This window comes from Halobacillus yeomjeoni (genome assembly GCF_020171525.1).
In the GTDB taxonomy this organism is placed as follows: domain Bacteria; phylum Bacillota; class Bacilli; order Bacillales; family Halobacillaceae; genus Halobacillus; species Halobacillus yeomjeoni.
The window spans coordinates 1,194,688-1,219,825 of sequence record NZ_JAIVAI010000001.1 but is presented as its reverse complement, the minus strand read 5'-3'; the positions used below and the strand labels follow the sequence as shown (position 1 = coordinate 1,219,825).

The following is a 25,138-nucleotide window of genomic DNA, read 5'->3' as shown; positions in this document are numbered from 1 at the left end:
GTTTGTAGTCAGCTTGATTGTCATGCTTGGTTTGATCGGGTTGTGTATCTTCGATCACGGGTAAACAATACTTACTATGAAATCATCAATCATTATCGATTCATAATAGAGAAGGTTCGAGAAGAATGCTGGATCAAAGCATTTTCCTCGAGCCTTCTTTTTTTGGCTCTGTTATTGTTTGGTGTTGTTTTTTCACATGTGAGCTCATATCAGCTCTTTCTGTCCTGGGATTTGTGTGAGGCGGCCTTTTTTTTGACCCTTTCTTCATTTGTATCTCGATTATAGAGGTGAAAGGAGGTGAGAAACATGGCGACTCAATCTGAAAAAGTGAACTCTCAACTGCAGATGATTTTAGACGATGGTGTGGACGAACAAGGCAATCCGCTTTTTCGTACCAAATCTTTCAACAATGTGAAAACGACTGCAACGGACGATCAGCTGCACAATGTAGCAGTTGCGCTTGAAGGCTTGCAGCAGCGAATCATGCAGAAAGTGGAACGAAATGACAGCTTTGAAATTACCAATATCTAATGAAGAAGGGAAGGTACTTTTATGAAAAAACTGGAACTTAAATTCCTCAATCAAGAAGGGCGCGTCGTGACTCTTGCCTTGGATGAACCGGTTGAACCTGCCGATGCAGCCAAGATAAGCGCAGCTATGGATACGGTTTTAGCAGCCAACTGTTTTTCATCCAGTGGTGGAGATTTAGTGGCTAAAAAAGAAGCGCGGATCGTTGAACGCAACGTTTATGATATCACTATTTAATGAGTGAAATGAGCCGCTGTCCGATGGATGGCGGCTTTTTCTACTTTGAAGTGAGGTGAATACGATGGAGCACTGGGTGCCGGTTTTGACAGAGGTCGGTTTTCCAATTGCGGTGACTTTCTACTTGCTTCACCGCATTGAGACGAAGCTGAATCTGTTGATCGAAACGCTGCATCAACTTCCAGATAAATTGACGATATTAAAATGAGTTTCTATGAAGGGGATTCGTTGAAATCGGACTTGGTGCAGAACCTATTGCAGCTGGGAAGGTCCCTATCATATAAAAAGCCGCTTCCCCGAGAGAGGAAGCGGCTTTAATCATTCATTTAGTCAGACCTAATTCATTCAGTGGATAGATAATCAGCTCTGTGCGGCCGATGATTTCCTTTTCTTCTACAAAGCCGAGACCGTTCCGGCTGTCTTTACTGATCGAGCGGTTGTCGCCCATCACGAAGTATTTATTCTCTGGAACCTCCACCGGACCGAAATCGCGGGTCGCTTCAATGGCAGCTTGATTCAAATAATTTTGTGTCTGCTTATTCCCATTAATATACAAAGCGTGATTTCGGATTTCAATTTTATCGCCAGGCTGGCCGATGATACGTTTAACATAACTTTTGACAGGTCGTTCAATAATGACGATATCCCCACGTTCCGGTTCATCTATATAATAAATGATTTTATTGAACATGACTCGTTCACCGTTTTCAAGTGTCGGGTCCATACTTGCACCTTCGACGATGGACGTCGCAAAGAAAAAGGTACGTAGAATAAATGCTAAGGCTATGGCTACGACGATTGCTTTGATCCACTCGAGCCATTCATTTTTAGCTTGTTCAGACACTTTGGATCTTCCTTTCTTTATGGACATATCTCAAATTCATGTCCATATCGTATTCATTTTACCACATAGGATCGTGTTGAGAAGAGACAAAACGGGAAATGTAATCAATCTTTAACATTTGCAAACTGTTGTCGAATCATTAGAACTTTTATCTATCTTATTTACAATTAGATGGAAAATTGAGATAATTCTTTTCGTGCCAGGTACATAGGCGAACAAACATTCTGAAAATGAGAGACGGCTTAACAAGAGGAAGAGGTCAAGGAGGGACACAACATTGCAAATGACCAAAATAGATCCTCTTATGATTGAGGTGGAACGACTTCGAAAGCGGATGTCAGAAATTGCAGTTGAAAAAGGTTTTTCCAGTGAAGAGTCGGTCAGGATCAGTCAACGTTTAGATCAATTATTAAATCAAATACAGAGAGATTATCGTTAATTGCTCATGGATAATTCCATGAGTTATTTTTTTGGAATCGATTTCGATCGTAGTCATCATGGAGAGGGGGCGTTCCCTGCGGCTAGCGACTATTTTCCCTTCCCACCAACACACTTAATAAAATACGGACCGAAAAAAGCAATGACAAACGGTTGGAGATGTAAGCAATCGTTGTATATCAACAAAAGACTTTTAACTAAGAAACCATGGTATAATTTACAAATGCAGTCATACGATTGAAAGATAGAACTGCGTCAATGGAGGAGAATGAATGCATCACATAAAAGAATCAATTCAAACATTTATGATTGAGAATCTGAGCTTTTTGGCACCGGAAGCGGTAGTCGTTTTGATTTCTGCACTGCCTATTCTTGAATTGAGACTGGGATTGCCCTCGGGAGCGATTTTAGGGATACCCTTCCTTTCTTCATACATATTCAGTTTGATTGGTAATTTACTACCGATTGCTCCGATTTTATTGTTATTCAGGCCCGTCAGTTCCTGGTTGCTGAGGTTCAAGGTATACGACAGTTTTTATCAATGGTTGTATAATCGCACCATCAATAAAAGCAATCAGGTTGAAAAATATGGGGCTGTGGGTCTCATTTTATTCACAGCGCTGCCTCTGCCGACTACTGGTGCTTATTCTGCATGTTTAGCAGCGGTTTTGTTTTTCATCCCTTTTAAATTGGCCTTTTTATCGATTAGTGCGGGCGTGATTATTGCTTCGGTTCTCGTAAGCCTGGTAGCTTATCCTTTGTTTTAGGCTCTGTTATTGCTTGGTGTTGTTATTTCGGGGAGTTTGTATCCGCTCTTTCTGTCCTGGAATTTGTATGAGGCGGCCTTTTAGAATGACTCCCTTTCCGTGGGGTACCGTGAGCCTCCTCAGGCTTCGCCTTCCGGGGTCTCACGATGTACCTTTAACCCACAGGAGTCTCGCCATTCTAAAAGGCCGCCTCTTCAAAGTAGAAGGAGCGGAAAGGCCATTACCGAAGTCCAGTACTCCAACTACGAACGGGATGGCAGGGAAAACAGGTAGACTCCTGCGGGAATAAGGAACAAGGTGAGACCCGGAGAACGAAGTTCGAGGAGGCTCAGCGTTCCCCGGGGAAAGCGGACTGTTTTCCCTGCCATCCCATGCTCTCAGTAAATAACAGACCGGCCCCCTAATTCCAGACGAGGACTATTTAGTCATCGTTTAAAATATCAACAACGGACTTTAACAGAGCCTTGTTTTAAGGATTATTTGGACTTTTAACAGTTCATTACTGTCTTGCACTTCAATTAAAAAAGCTCTCATAAACAAACACAGCGTTTGTTTATGAGAGCTTTTTTCTGTGGAACCGAATGTTATTCGGACGAATAATTTAAGATTTATCCATGATATACATACTTCGAATTGAAATTACAAATTCATCATTATTTCGGGGCGTGATCTAAATGAGGTCAATTCGAACTCTCACCTTGATCCTCGGGCATGATGAACATGGCGATCACGTACGCAATCACTCCGCCCAACCCGAAAGAAACAATCGTCAATATGACGAAAATAAGTCGGATCAGTGTCGGGTCGACATTTAAATATTCCGATAACCCTCCTAAAACACCATCCCACTTTTTATCTGTGGACGACTTTGTCAGTTTTTTCATCTGTCTGCCTCCTAAAGGATCAAAGTTTCCTTACTTGTTTATACCCTCTTTGGTTAAGAATTCTTCCAAGCGGTCCAAACCTATCTTAAGAGTTTCCTCACTATAAGCGTAAGAGAGACGCATATGTCCTTTTCCGAATTGAGAAAAGGCATCTCCAGGAACTAGGGCGACTCCAGCTTTTTCTACGAGTTGGACCGCCCGATCGAACGTCGATTTTCCGGCGAGAGGGAATTTGAGGAAGATGTAAAAGGCTCCTTCTGGAAGAACAGGGTCCAGTCCCATATTTTTTAGTCTTTGGAAGACATAGTCTCGTCGTGAAAGGTAAGATAATTTCATATGTTGCGGGTCTGCTGCACCGTTTTTCAATGCTTCCAATGCAGCATATTGACTGATGGAGCTTGGGCAGGAGACGTTATACTGATGAACTTTCAAGATCTCTTTGGCCAACCATTCAGGTGCTAATAAATATCCGATTCGCCAGCCTGTCATTGAATGGGACTTGGAAACACCGTTGATGACGATCACTTGATCACGCAGTTCCTTGAATTGAGCGATGGAAGTGTGTGGCTGATCATATACCAATTCACTGTAGATTTCATCGGCGATCAAAAACACGTCATGTTTCTTCAACACGTCTGCAATTTCTTTAAGCTCTGCTTCATTGAGTGAAACACCGGTAGGATTAGATGGGTAAGGGAGAATGACCGCTTTGGTCTTCGGAGTAATCGCCTTCTCAAGCTTAGCACCTGTCAGTTTGAATTGATCTGCACGGGTATCGACGTGGACGGGTGTCCCACCTGCAAGCTTGATCAATGGTTCGTACCCTGGATATACAGGACCTGGAAGAACGACTTCATCACCCGGGCTTAAGATTGTTCGTAATGTAACGTCAATGGCTTGGGATGCCCCTACGGTGACGATAATTTCATTCTTTTTATCATAAGTAAGATGATAGTTTGTTCTGACGTGGTCCTCAATTGCTTCGCGTAAATCAAGGATGCCAGCGTTAGGGGTGTAACTCGTATAGTTGTAATGAATGGCTTGTATTGCTGCTTGTTTGATATGTTCAGGCGTATGGAAATCCGGCTGGCCGATGGTCAAAGACACGACGTCTTTGTAATTACTGACCATATTGAAAAATTGCCGTATGCCTGAAATTTGAAGCTGTGTGACTTGAGAGTTGATCAAATGTTTCATAAAGTGAAGCTCCTTTGACTATTGACTTTCAACAAAAATTCGGAATTTTACTTCATTTGATGATAGCATAGGGGGAAAAGATTCGTATAGTCCAAACATTACTTTCAATTTTTTCCTATTTGATTTGTTATACTAACCTTACATGTTTTAGAAAGGTGGGATGATGGTGCAGGATGTCGGTCTGGTGCTTGAAGGCGGTGGAATGCGGGGGACATATACAGCAGGTGTGCTGGAATTGTTCATGGATGAAGGGTTGGAAATCCCCTATGTTGTCGGCTCATCAGCTGGAGCTTGTAATGGGAGCTCTTATGTGGCCAAGCAGAAGAAAAGGAATTATGAAGTCTTGATCGAATATGGCGATCATCCAGAATACATATCGTATAAACGTATGTTCAAAAATGGTCAGTTATTCGGCATGGATTTTATTTTCGATACCTTGCCCAACCGTCTCGTCCCCTTTGATTATGAGACGTTCAGTGAAGAAAAGACCAAATTTGTCGTGTGTACAACAGATATGATGACCGGTCTGCCTGTATGCTATGATCGATTTCCCGATAAACAAAGCTTGCTGAAAGTAGTAAGAGCTTCGAGCTCATTACCTCTGATCGCTCCGAGTATCCATTATGAAGGCAGACAGTTGATGGATGGAGGAATCGCAGACCCCATTCCTTTCCAAGCTTCGATTGCTGATGGAAATCGTAAGCACATTGTCATTTTGACACAAACGGAAGGCTACATGAAAAGGAAGATGAAGCTTGGGTGGTATTTCGCCCGCAAATATCGAAAGTATCCTCATTTTGTAAAAGCTTTGCTGAATCGGCACCTTCGTTATAACCTTCAGTTGAAAAAAATAAAAGAAATGGAGGAGCGTGGAGAGGCATTCATCATCAGACCCAAGACTCCTCTTCAAGTCGGTAGGGTTGAACGTAATCGCGACCGGCTGCATCAGCTTTATATGCAGGGATATGATGAGTCCAAGCTGCTTATAGAAGATCTGGATCGTTTTTTACAATCCTGACAGGGGGAATTTATCATAGAAAAATCGAGGGAAATTACAGAGAAAATCGTGGAAGCCCTTCACTCGAACAGGAATGAAATCAACCGGGAACCTATGGAAGCTTATATGAAGAATCATTTTTCATTTCTGGGCATCAAATCACCAGAACGAAAAAAAATACTTAGTCCGATTTTGAAGGAATGCCGTCAAATATCTGAAGTTGAACGCTTGGAAATCGCTTCTTCTCTTTATGACCGCCATGAACGGGAGTATCATTACGCTGCTTTGGCATTATTGGAAAAGGGTACGAAGAAAGCCTCTGTTTCGAGTATAGGTTTTTATAAAGAACTAGTGATGACTGCATCGTGGTGGGATTCTGTCGATATGATCGCTTCCAATTTATGTGGCGACTATTTCAAAAAATATCCGCAATACTTAGCTCCGATCACTGAAAAATGGAGGGTTTCCAGTCATTTGTGGGTGCGAAGGACCAGCTTGCTGATTCAATTGAAATATAAAAAAGACACAAATGAAGAGCTTTTATTCGATACGATTGATGTTTTAAAACATGAGCGTGAATTTTTCATTGAGAAAGCGATCGGATGGGCGTTGAGAGAATACAGCAAAACGAACCCTGAAGCTGTATTGAACTACATCGAAAAGACAGGACTCCGTCCTTTGAGTCAGAGGGAAGGATTGAAATGGTTGAAAAACCAGGCCAAAATCACCACTTGATCAGGTTTATCAAATTCTCTTTCTGTTCATAATGGTTGTAAAATAACAGAAGGAGAGGGTAAGGTATGTCTGATTGGTTCGACTTTACAATTTTAGATCAGACTCTCCACTTGATGAATGGAGATCTGCTTGATGTGTTCAACCTTCATCCGAACCATGTGCAATTCTCACTCGTTTTCCTTTTAGTTACAGCGTTGATGTGGGTGATGCTTCCACTTGTAGAATGGGCGATGATCCAAAATTGGTCTAGATTGTTCAGTTATATAATGACAGCTTTAGTTGCTCTCGCCTTTTTACAAGCGGTCGATCGCTATGCGATGGTTCAGAGTCAATCGCTGCTGCCGGATTACTATTGGCCGGTATGTCTGCTCGCAATCAGCAGTTACGGAGTCTTGTACGTAAGTTTGAAGGGGCTCAAGCATTTATGGGTTCAGATTTCAAAGAGGTCGAAAAAAAAGGCAGCGTAAAAACCACCCTCTACAAGGAGGGTGGTTTTGTATGTCCGGGGTCATCGTTTACTGATATTCAAACGTTCGAATAGTTCATCGTGCCAAGCATAAGCATTTTTTGAAAGTTCTTCTGGACCGTTCATGTGTGGAGCTGATTCCAAAATCACTTTCTTTTCATGTTCAGATAGATGCTCATAAGAGGCGCGCATTTCTGTTGTGTACTCCATGTATTTTTTTAAGTGGTATAAAAAATCTTCCATTGGACTCGGCGCCATTTTATCATCCTCCTCTAGATGTACATTTCCTGATTTGGTAAGAATTGAAACATCTAAAGGAGTATTGGTCGAATTTATTTTCTTCTTCTTTGGTTCCAGGGAGATACGCTTCTTTCTCCAAGAAACGATGGTTGAAGAGTAGGTTGGAAGGAGCGGGAGTTCTTTGCTTTCGGCTGTTCCCAATTCAAGTAATTATACAAGTTCCGTTTTGCTTTAGATAAAGACAACTTCGGTTTTGGGTTCCTGTAGGAGTGATCCACCTTGCCTAGATGATTAAGTTGATCGAAGTCTTGTTTATTTGCAGGGATATGGAAGTAGTATCCGCCAACTTCAATAAGCAGAGTAGAGTGCTGCTGACTGAGTTTCGGGTGGTCAGAGAAGTGTAGACCAATCTTTTTGGCTCTTTTTTCTTTGATCAGTTTCTCAATGGTGTGTTTCTTAATGTCATATAAGTGTTTTGGCTCAGGTGCAGTTTTTGCATGACGATTCACAATGAACAAAGACTCTGCTAATTCTCTGCTGGATAGTTTCGGGTCGTTCATTTAAATCTCCTTTCCTTCAAATTTTTTATTGTACGTCTATTGTATACATATTTCAAGAAAATTCCATATAGGTCGAAGTGCCACATTTTTCATGGTACTCGAAATGTGTTTTCCCTAATTCGTAAAAACATAGGTCTATTCTTAGTTCCATTGTAGCACTTTATTCGCCCGGTTTCCTCTCATTTACTCTTGTATACTGGAACTTTTGGGAATGGCTTGTAATTGAAAAACCGATATTTCAGGCAGACATAAAAAACGGTAGGGCATTCTGGTCATGCCAATCCCCCTGCTGATGTACAAATCCAGCCCAGGCCTCACACTATGGTGGCCCTCAATGTATTTTTGTGCATAGGGAGGAGTGACAACTGGTCCATGGAATGGAAGCTGTATCTGCCCACCATGACTGTGGCCGGATAACTGTACGTCTACAGAAGTATTTCGGACTTGGTCAGCCACATCTGGTTCATGGACTAAGAGCATTGTATAGGCTTGGTCATCTACTCCTTCCAGGGTTTTTGATAAATCTGGTTTTCCAAGCATGATGTCGTCCAGACCAGCGAGAATGAAAGAATCGTTTTTATTATTAATAGAGGTATGTTGGTTTTTTAAAAGCTGGAACCCGCCGTCTTCCATGACAGATTGAATCTTCTCCGTACCGTAACCCCCATGATCATGGTTCCCATATATCCAAAACTTTCCTGAAGGAGCTTTCAGTTGGCTGAGTAAAAAGGGAAGCTCATTTGTAAAAGTGTATTGGTGAGGAGCATCGACAAGATCTCCGGTAAACAAAATAAGGTCAGGCGATTCATTGTTGATCGTATTTATTAATTTATTCAATTGTTTAAGGTCATAATGGAATCCTATATGTGTATCTGAGAATTGTATGATTTTAAATTGGTCGAAAGATAAGGGGATACGCTCACTTTCAAGCTTGTACCGTTGGACGGTAAGCAGGTCAGGTTCTATGAATCTCGCATAATAATAACCGGCTCCAGTCAGGCCAAGGATTCCGACGATGCTTTTTAAGGTTCTTTTGATGAAGGTGCGGCGGCTGATTTTCATAGATTCGCCCTTTCTGAATTTCATTAGGTTAATCTAACACGCATTCTATGAAATTCTTTCTCCGTTATTCCACTATTTCATTTTTTTAAAACCAGTGTTTTTCCACCTCTAATTTCTAACAGCAATTAAATTGAAAATTTCCCTCAAATCGCCAAATATTTTATAATTTTTAAAAAATGAACAGGAATTCATTTTTTTGTGTGGAATGTAAACAAGTAGATGAGGAGGATGTATATAATGAAAAACAAAGTTGTGATTGTTACTGGTGGATCAAGTGGGATGGGCCTTTATATGGCGAAGCGCTTTTTAGCAGAAGGAGCTAATGTGGCGATTACCGGGCGTAGTAAAGAACGTCTGGATGCTGCAGCAGAGCAAATTGCTGATGGAGCAGAGAGCCGCCTGCTCACGATAGAAATGGATGTGCGTGAGGTGGAGGATGCAAAACGAATGGTGGATGAAACCGTCTCAGCTTTCGGAAGGATCGATCATCTCGTAAATAATGCCGCAGGAAATTTCATCGCACCAGCAGAAAAACTTTCACCTAATGGATGGAATTCCGTAATCAATATCGTCTTGAACGGCACTTTTTACTGTAGTCAGGAAGTCGGGAAATATTGGATCGAGAATAAAATCCAAGGGTCTATTTTGAACATGGTGGCTACATACGCATGGAATGCAGGAGCAGGAGTCATCCATTCCGCTTCGGCTAAAGCGGGAGTCCTTGCAATGACCAGGACCTTAGCTGTGGAATGGGGCAAAAAATACGGAATCAGAGCCAATGCGATCGCCCCGGGACCAATTGAACGGACGGGCGGAGCGGAAAAGCTCTTTGAGTCAGAAGCAGCTGCCCAGCGTACGTTGAATTCTGTACCATTAGGCAGATTGGGAACACCAGAGGAAATCGCAGGTTTGGCTAATTTCATTCTATCTGAAGAGGCTTCCTATATGAACGGGGAAGTGGTCACTCTTGATGGAGGTCAGTGGTTGAATCAGTTCCCATTCTAAAATCAAATTTCATGAAAGGTTGAGGAGGGAGACGGATATGGATCGTTGGTTTCGCTTTATGCCTCTGAATATGTTCGTTTTAACTCTAACCTTGATTCTCACAACATCAGTATTGGTTTCGTGTGAGGAAAGTGAAGCAGGTATTGAACAAACAAGTAACGAAAATGATGGCAAAATCCTTGATCAAGATCAGGATGGATGGGATTTATCTCGATTTTTTCAACATAAGGTCGTATATGAAAATGGAGAGGAAGTATCGTACACTATAATCGGCAACAAACACACCCTCGGCTTTACGGGTCCTTTTCCGATTATCGCTGCAGATAGCGATAAGTATATGTGGTTTTATTTTGGAAGTGAAAATATTTACGATAAACCCGTCGAAATCAAGGCTGAAAAGAAAGGTTCTGAAGAAACGATCCAGATTACTTCTGGAAAATTTTATAGAGAAGCCGAAGTAGCCCCTCTAGAGGTAAATATGCCATCGAATTTAAGATTCCCATCTTCAGGGACATGGAGAGTCATTGTGTATATAGATGGAGAAATCTATGAAAAGATTGTTGTAGAAGTGAAAAGTCAAAATGGATGAATGAACCAAAAAAACCGCTCAGCTTAACTGCTGAGCGGTTTTGTATTATGTCTTTGAACCTTGGTATAGGACCAGGGAAATCTTCTCCTTATAGAACATAGAAGAAGATCATAAAGAAGTGTAGAATTGACCCGCCTAATACGAACAAATGCCAGACCATGTGGTGATAGGTGAAACTTCTCCAAACATAAAAGATCGACCCGATTGAATACATGACCCCTCCAACGACGAGATAGGTGATGCCTCCTGCAGGGACTTGGGCCGTCAAAGGTCCCCATGCAAGAATCATGAGCCATCCCATCAGAATATAGAATAGAGTCGATAAGATGACGAACCTTTTCACGAAAAAGACTTTGAAAAGAATTCCTAATACCGCCATACCCCATACGATTCCGAACAAAGTCCATCCTAATGTACCTCTCAATGGGACAAGCAATATAGGGGTATACGTTCCCGCGATGAACAAATAAATGGCCGAATGGTCGAAAATCTCAAACAGATCTTTCGCTTTACCAGGTGGAAAGCTGTGAACGAGAGTCGAAGATACATACAACAAAAACATCGTCGCACCATAAATCGTTACAGATACGACATGCCAGGCATTTCCTTCAAGACTGGCGAACACGATCAGCAGTACGAGCATCGCTATGCTTAAAATCGCCCCGATGCCATGAGTGATGGCATTCGCAATTTCTTCCCGTTTTGAGAAAGTATGTGTGGTCAAATTTTTCATCTCCAAACCTTTGGAATATTCTTCATTATACTCTCTATAGAATTTTTTATAAAGCAGAACCGATTTACAGGTTTATCCATATGTTCGATCTGGGTAAAGAATAAGGCTTGAGAAGCTTGATTTGAAAGAATTGTCGGAATTTGAAGTTCGAGATTATATGCGATGTATGTTAAACTATCTATGGTTCACAGAGCGAAACTAACTGCTCCTTCACATGTAAGATATAAAGGAGTGAATACGATTAATGGTAAGTTTGGAAAAAGAAAAGCTGGAAATTCCCAAAGTATCTGAATTGATGATTGAATCAGAAAAAGTGGCTCACGTACAAATCGGGAATCCTTTAGAACATGCACTGCTCGTATTAGTGCGGTCAGGGTATTCGGCCGTACCGGTGCTGGATCCCACGTATAAATTTCAAGGTGTAATCAGTAAGCACAGCATTTTAGAGGAAACGTTAGGTTTAGAAGACTTTGAATTGAACCGTCTATCGGATATTACTGTCAGTGAAATAATGGATACTGATGTGCCATGTGTACATCTGCAGGACAACATGATGGATGCGTTGTATAAACTGATCGATTATCCATTTGTATGCGTTACGAACGATGAAGGTGAATTTGACGGGATCGTTACACGTCGTACGATATTGAAGCAGTTCAGCAAACATTATCATGAAATTTTTAAACATTTAGAATAAAAAAGACCGACAGATTCAAGCTATGATAAAATAGATGACATCGACCTGATGTCGTCTATTTTTTTATTTTCAAAGGTGGATCTTATGGAACACTCACGTAGATATAAAAGAGGCTATGATGCTGGCCATGTTTCTATCAGCTATTGAAGCGACGATCGTTTCGACAGCTATGCCAAGCATCGTCGCTGATTTAGGTGGATTCCGTTTATATAGCTGGGTGTTTTCGGCTTACTTGCTGACGAATGCAGCGACTGTACTTCTATTCGGCCGGCTCTCCGACATGTTTGGCCGCAAGCCGATTTTTCTGCTCGGCATCAGCTTGTTTTTAATGGGAGCTACGCTATCCGCTTTAGCTGAATCGATGGAGTTTTTGGTATTTGCGAGGTTAATCCAAGGGCTTGGCGCCGGAGCTTTGATGCCGATTGCGACAACGATCGTCGGGGATATGTATACGAAGGAAGAACGAGCGAAGATACAAGGATACTTAGCAAGTGTCTGGGGCATTTCAGCAGTTACAGGGCCATTGCTCGGGGGTTTTTTCGTTGATGTTTTGAGCTGGCCTTATGTATTTTGGATGAACATTCCGCTTGGACTTTTAGCTATGACAGGGATTTTAATATTCTTCAAGGAACAAGTAACCAAAAAAGAACGGGTCATCGATATTTCAGGCCCGTTCTGGGTCGTCTTTACGATCAGCTCGTTGATGATCATTCTGGTCGAAGGTGGTGTGAGAATCGACTGGATCTCCTGGCCGATGCTCGGACTGATACTCATGTCTGTCAGTGGATTTTTGTTTTTCCTTTATCATGAAAAAAAATCCCGGGAGCCGATGATTCCTTTTCATATATGGTCGATCCGCTCGATTTTATATGCCAACCTTACTTCCTTGGTCGCAGGGATGATTTTAATCGGGGTTTCAAGCTATTTACCCGCTTTTGTTCAAGGGGTGATGGAAAGGTCAGCGACGGTCGCCGGCTTTACGTTGACGACGATGTCCATCGGCTGGCCGATCGCATCTACTGTTGCCGGTAGATTGGTATTGAAAATAGGCTTCCGCACAACTTCCATTCTCGGAGGGGTGTCATTGATCGTAGGAGGTACCATCTTTTCGTTATTGAGTCCGGAGAAAGGTCCTTTATTCGCAGCCATGGGCTCCTTATTCATAGGGGTTGGCATGGGATTATCGACGACTTCATTCATCGTTTCCATTCAGAACAGTGTCAGTTGGGAAACGAGAGGAATCGCTACCGCATCCAATATGTTCATGCGCACGATAGGGAGTGCGATTGGTGCAGCGCTTCTTGGCGGGGTATTGAACAGTCGGATACAATCCGCTCTCGAAAAATCAGGGATGGATGATATGTTCAACGTCGATTCGACCAATAGACTTCTGACAGAAGAGGGAAGGAAGCAATTGGGGGGAGAGGCGTTAGTCGTTTTGCAGGAGGCTTTAAGTGCAGGTTTGCATCGAGTTTATATCGGCTTGCTCTGCCTGGCTGTCGTAAGTTTTTTCTTAATTTTAAGAATTCCCAAAAAAGAGGATTGATTCTGTTCTGGTTGCTTTGATAAAGTAAAGGATGAAAGATTGATACATAGAAGGAGGAATAGAACATGAAACAAATGAATGCACATGAAATCATTTCGTTCATTTCGAATAGTAAAAAGTCTACACCTGTAAAAGTTCACGTAAAGGGTACGAACCTTTCTGATATTGATTTTGGTGAAGAAGTACAGGATTTCATCAGTGGAAATGCCGGTGTATTGTTCGGAGAATGGAAAGCAGTTCAACCGCTGCTTGAGCAGCATCAAGATCTGATCGAAGATTATGTAGTAGAAAATGATCGCAGGAATTCTGCTATTCCACTTCTCGATTTGAAAAAAGTCAACGCTCGTATCGAGCCGGGTGCGGTCATCCGAGATCAGGTTGAAATCGGAGATGGAGCTGTCATCATGCTTGGTGCGATGATCAATATCGGATCCGTCGTCGGCGAAGGAACGATGATTGATATGAACGTCGTACTCGGTGGCCGTGCTACAGTAGGTAAAAACTGCCACATCGGGGCAGGGGCAGTACTTGCCGGTGTCATCGAGCCTCCATCTGCTAAGCCGGTAGTGGTTGAGGATGGTGTCGTCATCGGGGCGAATGCCGTTGTGCTGGAAGGTGTAACTGTAGGCGAGGGAGCCGTCGTTGCAGCAGGTGCAATTGTTACAGAAGACGTTCCACCGAATACATTGGTGGCAGGCACTCCTGCAAAAGTCATTAAACATATCGATGATCAGACCAAATCAAAAACAGAAATCATGCAGGAATTACGGAAATTGGATAATTGATCGATGAAAGCCTTGCTGGATCAGCAAGGCTTTTCTTCTAAGGAGGAAAAGAATGAGCGGAGAAAAATGGATAAACATACGCAGGGATCTCCACCAGATTCCTGAACTAGGATTCAAAGAAGTGAAAACACAAAAATACTTACTTGAATATATCAGTAATTTGCCGCAGGAAAATTTGACAGTAGAAACATGGAAGACGGGAATTTTCGTACGTGTCAGAGGAAAAGGTGGGAAGGAAACCATCGGGTATCGGGCGGACATCGATGGTCTGCCGCTGACGGAAGAAACCGGGTACTCCTTCGCATCCAAGCATCACGGTCACATGCACGCATGTGGTCACGATTTTCATATGACCATCGCTTTAGGAGCTCTTTCTAAGCTATCTGTGTCTCCGGCTGAAAATGATGTTGTATTTCTATTTCAACCCGCTGAAGAAGGACCGGGCGGAGCGGAACCGATGTTACAATCAAAAGTGATGGAACGGTTCCGGCCGGACAAAATCTTTGCTTTACACATAGCCCCAGAGCTGCCGGTGGGAACGGTAGCAACGAAACCAGGGCTTTTGTTTGCCAACACGAGTGAACTATTCATAGATTTTACCGGCAAGGGCGGCCATGCCGCTTTCCCTCATCAGACTCACGATATGGTGGTAGCAGCCAGTTATTTCATAACTCAAATCCAACAAATCGTTTCGCGCCGCGTCGACCCATTAGACAGCGCAGTGATCTCTATAGGAAAAATCACAGGTGGAACGGTACAAAACATCATTGCTCAGGACGCAAGAGCGGAGGGAACCATACGAACTCTATCTCCGGAATCCATGCAGCGTGTAAAGTCGGAAATTGAAAAAATCGCAAAAGGAACGGAGATTTCTCAGGAGTGTGAAGTGAAGATCGATTATGGTTCGAATTATTATCAAGTATATAATCATGCTGAACTTGTGCAGAACTTTAGAAAACTCGTTTCCGAAACCGACCTCCAATTCCAGGAGGCTTCCATGGCAATGACAGGAGAAGACTTTGGTTATATGCTGAAAGACATACCAGGGTTCATGTTCTGGCTTGGAGTCGATTCGGAAGCCGGTCTTCATCAATCCACCTTAAAACCAGACGAAAGAGCGATAGAAAAAGGCATTTCCATTGTTGAGAAGACACTCCGGCACTTGTAATCCCATGCATACCTCTAAGACAAAAGTACACAATAATGATGTACTTTTCTCCAAGTAGGAGGTGGATGGGATGAAGAGAATAGCGATTGAACAGAACTTGAGCGATATACGTTCCGCTCTTCAAGAAAAAGGGTATGAACTAGTAGAGATGCAAAAACAGGAGGACGCGGCAGGGTGTGATTGTTGTGTCATCTCCGGCCAGGATCAAAATGTAATGGGTATGATGGATACTGCCACAGAAGGATCCGTCATCAATGCCCATGGTCGGACGGCAGAGGAAGTATGCCAGGAAATTGATGCACGCTTCTCCTGTTAATTGAAGTGGAGGCCCAGGCCTCCGATACATAGAGTAGGGGGAGAGGTTTGATTATGGAGATTACCATTAAGCTTTTGGCTGTAGCCATTCTGATCGTTTTGACTGCGTTCTTTGTCGCTAGTGAATTCGCTATTGTAAAAGTCCGTAAGACGAGGATGGAAGCGCGGGCGGCTGAAGGTGACAAAAAAGCGAAGAAGGCATTGAAACTGATTAATAATCTTGACTATTACCTTTCTGCTTGTCAGCTTGGTATTACCATTACTGCGTTAGGGCTCGGTTGGCTGGGAGAGCCGACATTGGATGTGCTTCTGCATCCTTTGATTGATCAGTTTAATTTACCTAGTGGACTGACACATACCATATCTTTCGCGATTGCATTTTTCATTATCACATTTCTACATGTCGTCTTAGGGGAACTGGCTCCAAAGACACTCGCTATCCAAAAGTCAGAAGTCATTACTTTACTGTTGGCACGGCCCTTGATTTGGTACAGCAAAATGATGTATCCTCTCATCTTTTTACTGAATGGATCGGCCAACGTCCTGGTCCGCTTGTTCGGCTTACAGACAGCTAAAGAGTCTGATGAAGTCCACTCCGAAGATGAGCTGCGTCATATCCTTACGCAAAGCTACCAAAAAGGGGAAATCAATCGTTCCGAGTATACGTATGTCGATCGTATATTCGAATTCGATAATCGAACCGCTAAAGAAATCATGATTCCAAGGACTGAGATGGAAGTGCTTGATATCAATGATTCAATCAAGACGATCATCCGTGAAATGCGCACGAACCGTTATACGAGGTATCCCGTAGTTGATGATGATAAGGATCATGTGCTTGGAATCATCCATATGAAGGAGTTCTTTTATGAAGATGTTGAAAAACAGGGAAGTCTTGAGCCCTTCATCCGTCCTGCACTGAAAGTATTTGAGAATGTACCGATCCACGACCTATTAGTGAAAATGAAAAAAGCCCGTACTCACATGGCCGTTCTTATGGATGAGTATGGAGGGACGGCTGGAATCGTAACTGTTGAAGATATTCTTGAGGAAATAGTGGGAGAAATCCGTGATGAGTTCGATCATGAAGAAGAGAGAGAAATCAAGCGCTTGAAAAACGGTCACTTCTTATTAGAAGGAAAAACCTCGATTCAAGACATCAATGAATTTTTTGATGTGAATCTGGACCATAATGACATTGATACGATATCAGGATGGATTTATACGAGAGATTACGATGCGAGAGAAGGAACCGTAATTACATCTGATCAACTTCAATTTAAAGTTGTCGATATGGAAGATGGACAAATCAAAAAAGTCGAAGTGTGGGAAGCGACATAAGCAGCACTTTTATATAGGTGATTGGTGGAGTAACACTTTCTTTCCCATAGGCTCTGTTATTGTTTAGTGTTGTTATTTCACAAGTGAGCTCATATCAGCTCTTTCTGTCCTGGAATTTGTTTGAGGCGGCCTTTTAGAATGACTCCCTTTCCGTGGGGTACCGTGAGCCTCCCATAAAAAAAGCCCGGCGCTATGCCGGGCTTTTTGCTTTAGTGGAATTACTCATTGTCGCCTTCGTTTTTGTAAATATTGACCTGGTGTGGGAATGGAATTTCGATACCAGCTTCATCAAGCGCTTCTTTCATAGCTTTACGCATATCACGCTCGACAGCCCACTGCTGCATGTTTTCCGTTTTTCCTAGAACACGGATGACTACATCAGATGAGCCAAGGCTTTGGACGCCTAACACACTTGGGCCTTCTTTAAAGCGCTCGTCTTGTTCAAAACGCTCTGCAACTTTTTGAAGGACTTCCATTGCCTTGTCGATATTCTCATCATAACCGATTCCGATATCAACAAGTGCACGCATATTCCCACGGGAGTGGTTGGCAACTCCTGAGATGTTACGGTTTGGTACGAAGTTCAAAGTACCATCAAAGCTGCGAATTTTTGTTGTGCGGATTCCTACTTCTTCAACGATTCCATCGTAACCGGCAGCTGTTACGTAATCATCGACTTCAACTTGGCGTTCCAACAGAATGAAGAACCCTGTAACGATGTCGGAGACAAGACCTTGAGCTCCGAAACCGATTGCCAAACCTACGATTCCTGCTCCGGCAAGCAATGGACCGATGTTAATTCCGATCGTGCTTAGAAGCATAATAACAAGGATGAAAAATACAACATATGAGAAAATGTTTACGCTGAGCTTTTGTAGAGTCAACGAACGACTTTCAGATAAATTTCTTTGTTTGCTCAGTCTGTGGATGGCAGCTTCAATCGCTTTACGCCCAATCGGTTTAATGATTGCAAACGCGATTAAGAGAATTAGGATTTTAACTCCACCTGTAATCAGCCACTCAACAAGGACTGACGGGTTGAATTCAAAACCCTCTTCGAATAAGTTCATGGTTAGTGCTCCTTTCAATATTACGTTGCCTGTAGTTTATGTCCCTCACTAAGGATATCGGAAACCGACATCCGTTTTCAAATTATAAGGTAGGAAAAGTAGGAAAATGTCGAAATAAATAGAGGTTCCGTTTTTTTACTCATCGTTTAGTATGAGTCTATATATGTCCACCTATGCCAAAAAAACTGCTATTACACCCGTTGAATCGGACTGAAAAAAAGAAAGTTGGTTATACTGATAATTGTGAGAAAAACTTGTCAGATTTAACTACTGGAGGGATACAAATGGCAGAACGTATGGTAGGTAAGCAGGCACCACGCTTTGAAATGGATGCTGTGCTGTCAAACAAAGAATTCGGAAAAGTTTCTTTAGAAGAGAACATGAAAAATGATAAGTGGACAGTCCTTTTCTTCTATCCAATGGACTTCACATTTGTTTGCCCGACTGAAATCACTTCTTTATCCGATCGTTACGATGAATTTGAAGATCTTGATGCAGAAATTATCGGCGTGTCTACAGACACGATTCATACTCATTTAGCTTGGATCAATACTTCCCGTGAAGATAACGGTCTCGGTGACTTGCATTATTCACTGGCTGCAGATACGAACCACCGAGTTTCCAAAGACTATGGTGTACTGATTGAAGATGAAGGGGTTGCCCTGCGTGGCCTATTCATCATCAGTCCAGAAGGGGAGCTCCGCTACCAAGTTGTGAACCATAACGACATCGGTCGTGATGTAGATGAGACATTGCGAGTACTGCAGGCTCTTCAAACGGGCGGACTTTGCCCGGCCAACTGGAAACCTGGTCAGGAGACGCTGTAAGCTTCCATTTGAACAAAAACCATGATTGTTCAGAGGCTGACATGAATGGTTAGACTGTACGGTATATCTAACTAAATAGAAGGAGGCTGCACACATGCGTCTAAGAGAACCGATGCCGGAAATTCCAGAACCGACGGAGTGGATGAACACCGGCCCGATTACAAGAGAAGATTTGATCGGTGGGAAACCTACGTTGATTCATTTTTGGTCTGTAAGCTGTGGACTTTGTAAAGAGGCCATGCCTAACGTCAATGAATTCCGTGATGAGTACAAAGATGACTTGAATGTGATTGCTGTTCATATGCCACGTTCAGAGAAAGACCTGGATTTACAAAAAATCAAGGAAGTGGCAGAAGAGCACGAGATCACTCAACCGATTTATGTAGATAACCAGCATGCGCTGACCGATGCGTTTGAAAATCAATATGTCCCCGCCTACTATGTGTTTGATGAAGAAGGCAGTCTGCGTCACTTCCAGGCAGGCGGTGGCGGAATGAAGATGCTTCGTAAACGAGTAAATCGTGTGCTTGGCGTCAATCAATAGTAGGTCTGAAAAAACAATTCCTTTTAGAAGGAATTGTTTTTTTTGTTTTAGGGATGTCTATGGAGTTCGGTGTTGAATTTTTTATTATACAAAATGTCCAGATGGAGGTGTATTTATAATCCACTTGCTCCCGGAAAGCGATTCTTTTTTTACAAGTAGTCATGAAATGAATGAATCAACACTACATTTCAAAAGACCCAAAAAAACAAGAAATCATTAAAATTTCAATTACTATAAATTTTGGAAAAATTAAGTCGAATAGGTGGAATTTTATTTCGTAACCCGATATATTAGTAAATACGGCAAAAAGATTAAAAAGGAGGGAAGCTCTTGGATACGTTTAAAAAGTTGAAGCAATTTTACTGGCCTTATAAGAAATTTTTTATATGGTCGCTGTTTTCGCTTCTTTTTGTAACCGCCATTACAGTGGTCTATCCAATTGTATTACAGGTGACGATCGATGAAGTCGTCAGGAAAGAACGATATAATCTCATTCCCTATATCGGGGCTGCATTCATTATTCTCATGATCATCAAAGGGATCGCTACATATTTCCAACAGTACTTAGGTGACTACTTCGGCATTCGATCGGTGTACAACATGCGGGATGAACTATATAAGAAGCTGCAGCGTTTATCGTTCAAGTATTATGATAATGCGAAAACCGGCGATTTAATGTCACGTCTGACAGCTGATGTCGAGGGATTCCGCTTTTTCCTCTCCTTCGGTTTCTCAGAATTGATTCGGATCACTCTGTTGATCTTCATCAGTTTAAGTGTCATGTTCTATTATTCCATCTCATTGGCACTGGTGACTATGGCAGCCATGCCATTCCTCGCGCTGGTCGTCTACCAATTCGACCGTCGTGTGCACCCGGCTTTCCGAAGAATCCGTAAGTCATTCGGAAAATTGAATACACGTGTGCAGGAAAATATCAGCGGTATGAATACAGTCAAATCACTGTCCAGGGAAGATTTTGAAATCGGACGCTTCTCCAATAGAAGCAATGATTATCGTACCAACTTTATCAATACTGCAAATATATGGGCGAAATATTTCCCGTTGATGGAGTTCATAGGCAATGTCAGTGTAGTGGCTTTGCTGGCTTATGGCGGATCATTAGTGATTAATGGAACGATGCAATTAGGAGAACTAGTCGCTTTCTTCAGTCTGGTCTGGTACATTGTCGGACCTTTGATGAATATCGGTTTCGTCATCAACCTGTTCAGTCAGGCAAAAGCTTCAGGCGAACGATTGCTTGAGATTTTAGAAGCCCATGAGGACATTCAAGAAACAGAAGGCGCCATTGTTCAGGACCGCTTAAAGGGTCATGTTACCTTTAATGATGTTACGTTAACTTACACAGAAGATGACGATTCAGCTTTAAAACATATTTCTTTTGATGCACCCCCTGGAAAAACAATCGGGTTGATCGGTGCAACAGGATCGGGAAAAACAAGCATTACTCAATTGATTACGAGATTTTATGAACCGGAAGAAGGTGAAGTGCTCGTTGATGGCAAACCTGTCGATAAGTATCAATTGAAAACACTCCGCAAAAATATCGGATTTGTATTACAAGAATCCTTTTTATTTTCAACATCTATCAGAGAAAACATCGCTTACGGAAATCCAGATGCGGATCTTGAAGATGTGATTGACGCTGCCAAACGGGCACAGGCGCATGACTTCATCATGGACTTAGAAGATGGCTATGACACGTTACTAGGTGAGAGAGGAATGGGGCTGTCCGGTGGGCAGAAGCAGCGGATCGCCATTGCTCGTGCCATTTTGATCGACCCGGCGATTCTCGTGTTGGATGATGCGACTTCAGCCGTAGACATGGAAACGGAATTCCAAATTCAAAAAGCATTGCAGGAAGTGATGAGAGGGCGCACTACGTTCATCATTGCCCATAGGATTTCTTCGCTGAAGCATGCGGATGAAATTTTAGTGCTTGAAGATGGCGTCGTTAAAGAACGAGGAAACCACGAGCATCTCCTTACCAATGGAGGACCGTATCAACGGATCTATGACATCCAGTACCAGGATAAAGAAAAAATTTTGAAAGCCACACACAGCTAATAAAGGGGGGAGATCATTGGCTCGTAAACCGAAACACGAACCGTCTACGAACAAACACTTGAATCGATTCAAATATTCACAGGATCAAGCAGTAGAAAAATCGTTTAACTGGTCCCAGATGTGGCGGTTGTTGACCTACATCAAGCCTTACACCAAGTCACTTCTGCCCATTTCAATTATCGCCATGCTGGTTTCGACGATCATCCGGCTGGTAGTTCCTGTCCTGATTGGTAAAGTGGCGATTGATTCAGCGATTGCCAATAAAGATACGCCAATGCTTGTGAAGCTCGTCGTAGTGATCGGTGTTTTATATTTGATCAGCTATATCGGTAATTCGCTGCGTATCAAATATGTCAACACTTTAGGGCAGAATGTCATTTACGATCTGCGTCAGCACTTATTTTCACATGTACAGCGTTTGTCTCACAGGTTTTTCGACTCAAGATCTGCGGGTTCCATCTTAGTTCGGATCATGAATGACATCAATTCGTTACAGGAACTCTTTACAAACGGAATCATCAATCTATTGATGGATATCGTCATGCTGACAGGGATCATTGCAATTCTTTTCGTCCTTAGTCCGAAACTTGCTCTTGCAATTCTGGTCATCATGCCGATCATGTTCTATATTTCTACAAAATTAAGAAAGAATATAAGACGTTCCTGGCAGGATGTAAGGATTCAGCAGTCCCGCTTGAATTCTCACTTGAATGAGAGTATTCAAGGTGTACGCATCACCCAGTCGTTTTCACAGGAAAAAGAAAATACCGAATACTTCGATGGTGTGAATACCGATAACTTCGAATCCTGGAAAACAGCAACAAGAAAAAGTGCGATGTTCCGTCCATTCGTAGAAATGAGCAATGCGGTCGGAACCGTCATTTTAATATCTTACGGTGCTTTCCTTATTTTGCAGGGAGAGATCCAAATCGGTACGTTCGTTTCTTTCGCTTTCTTCCTTGGAATGTTCTGGGAGCCGATTTCAAGGCTTGGGATGATGTATAATCAGTTGTTGATGGCTATGGCGGCTTCTGAACGTATTTTTGAATTCCTCGATGAGAAACCGAATGTCGAAGAAAAAGAAGACGCGAAGAATTTCAAGGATATGAAAGGTCATATCGAATTCGATCACGTTCAATTTGCTTACGATGAAAAACGGATCGCCCTGCATGATATCAACTTGGAAATGAAACAAGGTCAGACTGTAGCTTTAGTCGGTCACACCGGTTCAGGTAAGTCTACCATTGCCAACTTGATCAGCCGATTCTATGACCCTACCAAAGGAGCTGTCAAAATTGATGGAGTCGATTTGCGAGACGCCACTATTGACAGCGTTAGGCAGCAGATCAGTGTCGTTCTCCAAGATACGTTCATTTTTTCCGGAACGATCTTAGAAAACATCCGCTTCGGGCGTCCAGGAGCGAGTGATGAAGAAGTGATTGAAGCGGCTAAAGTGGTAGGTGCCGATGACTTCATTCAGCGGTTGAAGAACGGGTATGAAACGGAGGTAGAAGAAAGAGGAAATATTCTATCTGCTGGTGAGAGACAGCTGCTTTCGTTCGCCAGGGCCCTTCTTGCAGACCCTCGTATTCTCATACTTGATGAAGCGACAGCAAGTATCGATACGGAAACAGAAGTGAAGATCCAAACGGCGCTGCGAAAATTGTTGAAAGGCCGGACAGCGATTATCATCGCTCACCGCCTTTCTACGATTCGAGAAGCAGACAATATATTTGTTTTAGAAAATGGGCGTATCCTCGAAAATGGTTCTCATGAAGAATTGATGGACCAAAAAGGCGAGTATTTTGAATTAGTGAAAGCACAATTTCAAATGCTGGATGCGATGTAAATGTACAAAAAGTGACACCTGGATGCAGGTGTCACTTTTTTGTTGCATTTTCCGTGTTAAAAGAGTGTCATAAAAGGGAATGGGCTTGTAGTGAGACAGGCAGAATCGTAGACATCATCAGAGGTTTGGGTTACTATAAGTTTAAATTTGATAGTTTGTGAAGTTTGTCACAAAATCGTCAACAACCGACGATTCGTGAAACGTTTTCAACGTTTATACTGAATGTAGATAGTTTTTATTGACAAGATTGAAAGTTTTGAGGGGGATATACTATGTTCGAATATGATAGCGTCGTAATGAGTCGAATGCTCACTTCATTGACATTGGCGTTTCATATCATTTTTGCCACGATAGGGGTCGGTGTCCCTGTCATGATCTCCATTGCGGAGTTTATCGGGATCAAGAAGAAAGATCCTCACTATACGTTATTAGCACGCCGTTGGACCCGTGGTTTCACAATCACGGTAGCCGTAGGGGTCGTAACAGGTACGGCCATCGGTCTGCAGCTTTCATTGTTGTGGCCGAGCTTCATGCAAATCGCAGGAAATGTGATCAGTCTTCCGTTATTCCTGGAGACATTCGCATTTTTCTTTGAAGCGATTTTCCTTGGCGTTTATTTATACACGTGGGATCGGTTTAAAAATCCGATTTTCCACTGGCTGCTATCCCTGCCGGTCATCATTGGATCGACGATGTCAGCTTTTTTCATCACAACCGTCAACGCATTCATGAATACGCCGCAAGGGTTTGACTTGGAAGGTCGTGTCATAACATCCATCGAGCCTTTGGCAGCGATGTTCAACCCGGCGACACCAACAAAAGTGTTCCACGTCATTTCATCATCTTATATGACATCAGCGGCTATTCTGGCAACGATCACAGCGTTTATCATACTGATGAAAAAAGGTTCGAAGTATCATAAAAAAGCCCTTAAATTGACGGTCGTCGCCACGTTCATATTTTCCATCATGACTGCTCTTGCTGGTGACCTGTCAGCGAAATTCCTTGCTGAACATCAGCCGGAAAAACTGGCAGCAGGGGAGTGGCACTTTGAAACAGAAGAAGGTGCCGATTTGATTCTGTTCGGCACCATCAACGAAAACAATGAAGTTCAGAATGCCATCAGGATACCGAAGGCATTGAGCTTCCTGGCTCATGGAGACTTCAATGCTGAAGTGACTGGTCTTGAAGAGACTCCTGAAGAGGAACGTCCGCCATTATGGATTCACTACATGTTCGACTTGATGGTCGGGATCGGATTCTTCACATTGGGAATCACATTCCTTTATTTAGTTTTCTGGAAAGTAAAAAAGTGGAACGAATACAACCCTCTGTTGTTATGGGGGATTGCATCGATCGGACCGCTTTCCATGTTAGCCATCGAATTCGGCTGGATCTTTGCTGAGGTTGGACGTCAGCCGTGGATCTTGAGAGGCTACATGAAAGTCTCTGAGGGTGCCACCACGTCACCGCACGTGGACTGGATGTTCGTCCTGTTCATCGCTCTGTACACGGTCCTTGCCATCGGTTGTATAACGGTCTTGAGAAAAATGTTCAAAAACAACCCGGCAGAGCTTGAGCTCGAAAGCCGTTATCCTCAAGTAGCAGCGACGAAGGAGGATGACTGAT

Annotated in this window: 29 protein-coding genes; 21 read left to right on the top strand and 8 right to left on the bottom strand. The window is 42.7% G+C overall.

Annotated features, from left to right (window positions below; genetic code table 11):
* Positions 1 to 306 precede the first annotated feature (306 nt).
* From LCL89_RS06350 to LCL89_RS06340, 3 genes are all read left to right on the top strand, one after another.
* Positions 307 to 531, top strand: coding sequence for a DUF1659 domain-containing protein (locus LCL89_RS06350; RefSeq protein WP_197315585.1), 225 nt, complete (start codon positions 307 to 309; stop codon positions 529 to 531).
* A 21-nt stretch (positions 532 to 552) separates the two neighbouring features.
* A complete protein-coding gene (locus LCL89_RS06345) occupies positions 553 to 765 on the top strand; it encodes a DUF2922 domain-containing protein (RefSeq protein WP_197315586.1) in 213 nt (70 codons plus the stop codon).
* A gap of 64 nt (positions 766 to 829) precedes the next feature.
* Complete coding sequence (locus tag LCL89_RS06340) at positions 830 to 973, top strand: YvrJ family protein (protein ID WP_197315587.1); 144 nt, start codon at positions 830 to 832, stop codon at positions 971 to 973.
* A 114-nt stretch (positions 974 to 1,087) separates the two neighbouring features.
* On the opposite strand, the gene lepB is transcribed toward LCL89_RS06340, so the two are convergent.
* Positions 1,088 to 1,609 carry a signal peptidase I gene (lepB, locus tag LCL89_RS06335; protein ID WP_224808824.1) on the bottom strand — a complete coding sequence of 174 codons (522 nt, stop codon included), beginning with the start codon at positions 1,607 to 1,609 and terminating at the stop codon, positions 1,088 to 1,090.
* A 283-nt stretch (positions 1,610 to 1,892) separates the two neighbouring features.
* Between lepB and LCL89_RS06330 the strand changes: the two genes are divergently transcribed.
* Both LCL89_RS06330 and LCL89_RS06325 read left to right on the top strand, forming a co-directional pair.
* Positions 1,893 to 2,048: an aspartyl-phosphate phosphatase Spo0E family protein gene (locus LCL89_RS06330; RefSeq protein WP_197316782.1), complete on the top strand. Its 156-nt coding sequence runs from the start codon at positions 1,893 to 1,895 to the stop codon at positions 2,046 to 2,048.
* Positions 2,049 to 2,319: 271 nt separating this feature from the next.
* Positions 2,320 to 2,814 carry a COG2426 family protein gene (locus tag LCL89_RS06325; RefSeq protein ID WP_224808822.1) on the top strand — a complete coding sequence of 165 codons (495 nt, stop codon included), beginning with the start codon at positions 2,320 to 2,322 and terminating at the stop codon, positions 2,812 to 2,814.
* A 680-nt stretch (positions 2,815 to 3,494) separates the two neighbouring features.
* On the opposite strand, the gene LCL89_RS06320 is transcribed toward LCL89_RS06325, so the two are convergent.
* Positions 3,495 to 3,698, bottom strand: a complete 204-nt coding sequence (locus tag LCL89_RS06320) for a PspC domain-containing protein (RefSeq protein ID WP_197315590.1) — start codon at positions 3,696 to 3,698, stop codon at positions 3,495 to 3,497.
* 30 nt (positions 3,699 to 3,728) lie between these two features.
* Positions 3,729 to 4,895, bottom strand: coding sequence for an aminotransferase A (locus LCL89_RS06315; RefSeq protein WP_224808820.1), 1,167 nt, complete (start codon positions 4,893 to 4,895; stop codon positions 3,729 to 3,731).
* A 163-nt stretch (positions 4,896 to 5,058) separates the two neighbouring features.
* On the opposite strand from LCL89_RS06315, the gene LCL89_RS06310 reads away from it, so the two are divergent.
* The 3 genes from LCL89_RS06310 (at position 5,059) to LCL89_RS06300 (ending at position 7,094) form a co-directional block, all read left to right on the top strand.
* Positions 5,059 to 5,913 carry a patatin-like phospholipase family protein gene (locus LCL89_RS06310; RefSeq protein WP_206760624.1) on the top strand — a complete coding sequence of 285 codons (855 nt, stop codon included), beginning with the start codon at positions 5,059 to 5,061 and terminating at the stop codon, positions 5,911 to 5,913.
* Between the two features lie 48 nt (positions 5,914 to 5,961).
* The gene (locus LCL89_RS06305; RefSeq protein ID WP_224808818.1) at positions 5,962 to 6,627 is read left to right on the top strand and encodes a DNA alkylation repair protein; all 666 of its coding nucleotides are present in this window, start codon (positions 5,962 to 5,964) and stop codon (positions 6,625 to 6,627) included.
* 65 nt (positions 6,628 to 6,692) lie between these two features.
* Positions 6,693 to 7,094: a hypothetical protein gene (locus tag LCL89_RS06300; protein ID WP_224808816.1), complete on the top strand. Its 402-nt coding sequence runs from the start codon at positions 6,693 to 6,695 to the stop codon at positions 7,092 to 7,094.
* Between the two features lie 41 nt (positions 7,095 to 7,135).
* Here LCL89_RS06300 and LCL89_RS06295 read toward each other — a convergent pair whose 3' ends face one another.
* The 3 genes from LCL89_RS06295 to LCL89_RS06285 form a co-directional block, all read right to left on the bottom strand.
* Positions 7,136 to 7,351, bottom strand: coding sequence for a hypothetical protein (locus LCL89_RS06295; protein ID WP_197315594.1), 216 nt, complete (start codon positions 7,349 to 7,351; stop codon positions 7,136 to 7,138).
* Between the two features lie 74 nt (positions 7,352 to 7,425).
* The gene (locus LCL89_RS06290; protein WP_197315595.1) at positions 7,426 to 7,893 is read right to left on the bottom strand and encodes a YkyB family protein; all 468 of its coding nucleotides are present in this window, start codon (positions 7,891 to 7,893) and stop codon (positions 7,426 to 7,428) included.
* 183 nt (positions 7,894 to 8,076) lie between these two features.
* Entirely contained in the window at positions 8,077 to 8,979 is a 903-nt protein-coding gene (locus tag LCL89_RS06285) for a metallophosphoesterase (protein WP_224808814.1), read from the bottom strand.
* Positions 8,980 to 9,192: 213 nt separating this feature from the next.
* On the opposite strand from LCL89_RS06285, the gene fadH reads away from it, so the two are divergent.
* Together fadH and LCL89_RS06275 are read left to right on the top strand one after the other, a co-directional pair.
* Positions 9,193 to 9,960, top strand: a complete 768-nt coding sequence (gene fadH / locus LCL89_RS06280) for a 2,4-dienoyl-CoA reductase (RefSeq protein ID WP_197315596.1) — start codon at positions 9,193 to 9,195, stop codon at positions 9,958 to 9,960.
* Between the two features lie 37 nt (positions 9,961 to 9,997).
* Complete coding sequence (locus tag LCL89_RS06275) at positions 9,998 to 10,549, top strand: DUF4871 domain-containing protein (protein ID WP_224808812.1); 552 nt, start codon at positions 9,998 to 10,000, stop codon at positions 10,547 to 10,549.
* An 88-nt stretch (positions 10,550 to 10,637) separates the two neighbouring features.
* On the opposite strand, the gene trhA is transcribed toward LCL89_RS06275, so the two are convergent.
* Positions 10,638 to 11,282 (bottom strand): PAQR family membrane homeostasis protein TrhA, encoded by a 645-nt coding sequence (gene trhA, locus LCL89_RS06270; RefSeq protein WP_197315597.1) that lies wholly within the window; start codon positions 11,280 to 11,282, stop codon positions 10,638 to 10,640.
* Between the two features lie 244 nt (positions 11,283 to 11,526).
* On the opposite strand from trhA, the gene cbpB reads away from it, so the two are divergent.
* From cbpB to LCL89_RS06240, 6 genes are all read left to right on the top strand, one after another.
* The gene (gene cbpB / locus LCL89_RS06265) at positions 11,527 to 11,979 is read left to right on the top strand and encodes a cyclic-di-AMP-binding protein CbpB (RefSeq protein WP_197315598.1); all 453 of its coding nucleotides are present in this window, start codon (positions 11,527 to 11,529) and stop codon (positions 11,977 to 11,979) included.
* Between the two features lie 118 nt (positions 11,980 to 12,097).
* Positions 12,098 to 13,525 (top strand): MDR family MFS transporter, encoded by a 1,428-nt coding sequence (locus LCL89_RS06260; RefSeq protein WP_318245603.1) that lies wholly within the window; start codon positions 12,098 to 12,100, stop codon positions 13,523 to 13,525.
* 65 nt (positions 13,526 to 13,590) lie between these two features.
* Positions 13,591 to 14,310 (top strand): 2,3,4,5-tetrahydropyridine-2,6-dicarboxylate N-acetyltransferase, encoded by a 720-nt coding sequence (dapD, locus tag LCL89_RS06255; RefSeq protein WP_224808808.1) that lies wholly within the window; start codon positions 13,591 to 13,593, stop codon positions 14,308 to 14,310.
* A gap of 52 nt (positions 14,311 to 14,362) precedes the next feature.
* Positions 14,363 to 15,478, top strand: a complete 1,116-nt coding sequence (locus tag LCL89_RS06250; protein ID WP_224808806.1) for an N-acetyldiaminopimelate deacetylase — start codon at positions 14,363 to 14,365, stop codon at positions 15,476 to 15,478.
* A gap of 70 nt (positions 15,479 to 15,548) precedes the next feature.
* Positions 15,549 to 15,794 (top strand): YkuS family protein, encoded by a 246-nt coding sequence (locus LCL89_RS06245; protein ID WP_224808804.1) that lies wholly within the window; start codon positions 15,549 to 15,551, stop codon positions 15,792 to 15,794.
* 53 nt (positions 15,795 to 15,847) lie between these two features.
* On the top strand, positions 15,848 to 17,134 hold the full coding sequence (locus tag LCL89_RS06240) for a hemolysin family protein (protein ID WP_224808802.1): 1,287 nt from the start codon (positions 15,848 to 15,850) through the stop codon (positions 17,132 to 17,134).
* A 218-nt stretch (positions 17,135 to 17,352) separates the two neighbouring features.
* On the opposite strand, the gene LCL89_RS06235 is transcribed toward LCL89_RS06240, so the two are convergent.
* Positions 17,353 to 18,204: a mechanosensitive ion channel family protein gene (locus tag LCL89_RS06235; RefSeq protein ID WP_197315604.1), complete on the bottom strand. Its 852-nt coding sequence runs from the start codon at positions 18,202 to 18,204 to the stop codon at positions 17,353 to 17,355.
* A gap of 284 nt (positions 18,205 to 18,488) precedes the next feature.
* Between LCL89_RS06235 and LCL89_RS06230 the strand changes: the two genes are divergently transcribed.
* The 5 genes from LCL89_RS06230 (at position 18,489) to LCL89_RS06210 (ending at position 25,137) form a co-directional block, all read left to right on the top strand.
* Positions 18,489 to 19,031 (top strand): peroxiredoxin, encoded by a 543-nt coding sequence (locus LCL89_RS06230; protein WP_197315605.1) that lies wholly within the window; start codon positions 18,489 to 18,491, stop codon positions 19,029 to 19,031.
* 94 nt (positions 19,032 to 19,125) lie between these two features.
* Positions 19,126 to 19,575, top strand: coding sequence for a TlpA family protein disulfide reductase (locus LCL89_RS06225; RefSeq protein WP_224808800.1), 450 nt, complete (start codon positions 19,126 to 19,128; stop codon positions 19,573 to 19,575).
* Positions 19,576 to 19,905: 330 nt separating this feature from the next.
* Positions 19,906 to 21,660, top strand: a complete 1,755-nt coding sequence (locus LCL89_RS06220) for an ABC transporter ATP-binding protein (RefSeq protein WP_224808798.1) — start codon at positions 19,906 to 19,908, stop codon at positions 21,658 to 21,660.
* A 16-nt stretch (positions 21,661 to 21,676) separates the two neighbouring features.
* Positions 21,677 to 23,509 (top strand): ABC transporter ATP-binding protein, encoded by a 1,833-nt coding sequence (locus tag LCL89_RS06215; protein ID WP_224808796.1) that lies wholly within the window; start codon positions 21,677 to 21,679, stop codon positions 23,507 to 23,509.
* A 272-nt stretch (positions 23,510 to 23,781) separates the two neighbouring features.
* Positions 23,782 to 25,137: a cytochrome ubiquinol oxidase subunit I gene (locus LCL89_RS06210; protein ID WP_224808794.1), complete on the top strand. Its 1,356-nt coding sequence runs from the start codon at positions 23,782 to 23,784 to the stop codon at positions 25,135 to 25,137.
* Position 25,138 lies beyond the last annotated feature (1 nt).

Bases quoted from the DNA above. Each gene is read 5' to 3' on its own strand.
- LCL89_RS06350 (WP_197315585.1), top strand. From the start codon at position 307: ATGGCGACTCAATCTGAAAAAGTGAACTCTCAACTGCAGATGATTTTA.
- LCL89_RS06345 (WP_197315586.1), top strand. From the start codon at position 553: ATGAAAAAACTGGAACTTAAATTCCTCAATCAAGAAGGGCGCGTCGTG.
- LCL89_RS06340 (WP_197315587.1), top strand. From the start codon at position 830: ATGGAGCACTGGGTGCCGGTTTTGACAGAGGTCGGTTTTCCAATTGCG.
- LCL89_RS06330 (WP_197316782.1), top strand. From the start codon at position 1,893: ATGACCAAAATAGATCCTCTTATGATTGAGGTGGAACGACTTCGAAAG.
- LCL89_RS06325 (WP_224808822.1), top strand. From the start codon at position 2,320: ATGCATCACATAAAAGAATCAATTCAAACATTTATGATTGAGAATCTG.
- LCL89_RS06320 (WP_197315590.1), bottom strand. From the start codon at position 3,698: ATGAAAAAACTGACAAAGTCGTCCACAGATAAAAAGTGGGATGGTGTT.
- LCL89_RS06315 (WP_224808820.1), bottom strand. From the start codon at position 4,895: ATGAAACATTTGATCAACTCTCAAGTCACACAGCTTCAAATTTCAGGC.
- LCL89_RS06310 (WP_206760624.1), top strand. From the start codon at position 5,059: ATGGTGCAGGATGTCGGTCTGGTGCTTGAAGGCGGTGGAATGCGGGGG.
- LCL89_RS06300 (WP_224808816.1), top strand. From the start codon at position 6,693: ATGTCTGATTGGTTCGACTTTACAATTTTAGATCAGACTCTCCACTTG.
- LCL89_RS06295 (WP_197315594.1), bottom strand. From the start codon at position 7,351: ATGGCGCCGAGTCCAATGGAAGATTTTTTATACCACTTAAAAAAATAC.
- LCL89_RS06290 (WP_197315595.1), bottom strand. From the start codon at position 7,893: ATGAACGACCCGAAACTATCCAGCAGAGAATTAGCAGAGTCTTTGTTC.
- LCL89_RS06285 (WP_224808814.1), bottom strand. From the start codon at position 8,979: ATGAAATTCAGAAAGGGCGAATCTATGAAAATCAGCCGCCGCACCTTC.
- fadH (WP_197315596.1), top strand. From the start codon at position 9,193: ATGAAAAACAAAGTTGTGATTGTTACTGGTGGATCAAGTGGGATGGGC.
- LCL89_RS06275 (WP_224808812.1), top strand. From the start codon at position 9,998: ATGGATCGTTGGTTTCGCTTTATGCCTCTGAATATGTTCGTTTTAACT.
- trhA (WP_197315597.1), bottom strand. From the start codon at position 11,282: ATGAAAAATTTGACCACACATACTTTCTCAAAACGGGAAGAAATTGCG.
- cbpB (WP_197315598.1), top strand. From the start codon at position 11,527: ATGGTAAGTTTGGAAAAAGAAAAGCTGGAAATTCCCAAAGTATCTGAA.
- LCL89_RS06260 (WP_318245603.1), top strand. From the start codon at position 12,098: ATGCTGGCCATGTTTCTATCAGCTATTGAAGCGACGATCGTTTCGACA.
- dapD (WP_224808808.1), top strand. From the start codon at position 13,591: ATGAAACAAATGAATGCACATGAAATCATTTCGTTCATTTCGAATAGT.
- LCL89_RS06250 (WP_224808806.1), top strand. From the start codon at position 14,363: ATGAGCGGAGAAAAATGGATAAACATACGCAGGGATCTCCACCAGATT.
- LCL89_RS06245 (WP_224808804.1), top strand. From the start codon at position 15,549: ATGAAGAGAATAGCGATTGAACAGAACTTGAGCGATATACGTTCCGCT.
- LCL89_RS06240 (WP_224808802.1), top strand. From the start codon at position 15,848: ATGGAGATTACCATTAAGCTTTTGGCTGTAGCCATTCTGATCGTTTTG.
- LCL89_RS06235 (WP_197315604.1), bottom strand. From the start codon at position 18,204: ATGAACTTATTCGAAGAGGGTTTTGAATTCAACCCGTCAGTCCTTGTT.
- LCL89_RS06230 (WP_197315605.1), top strand. From the start codon at position 18,489: ATGGCAGAACGTATGGTAGGTAAGCAGGCACCACGCTTTGAAATGGAT.
- LCL89_RS06225 (WP_224808800.1), top strand. From the start codon at position 19,126: ATGCGTCTAAGAGAACCGATGCCGGAAATTCCAGAACCGACGGAGTGG.
- LCL89_RS06210 (WP_224808794.1), top strand. From the start codon at position 23,782: ATGTTCGAATATGATAGCGTCGTAATGAGTCGAATGCTCACTTCATTG.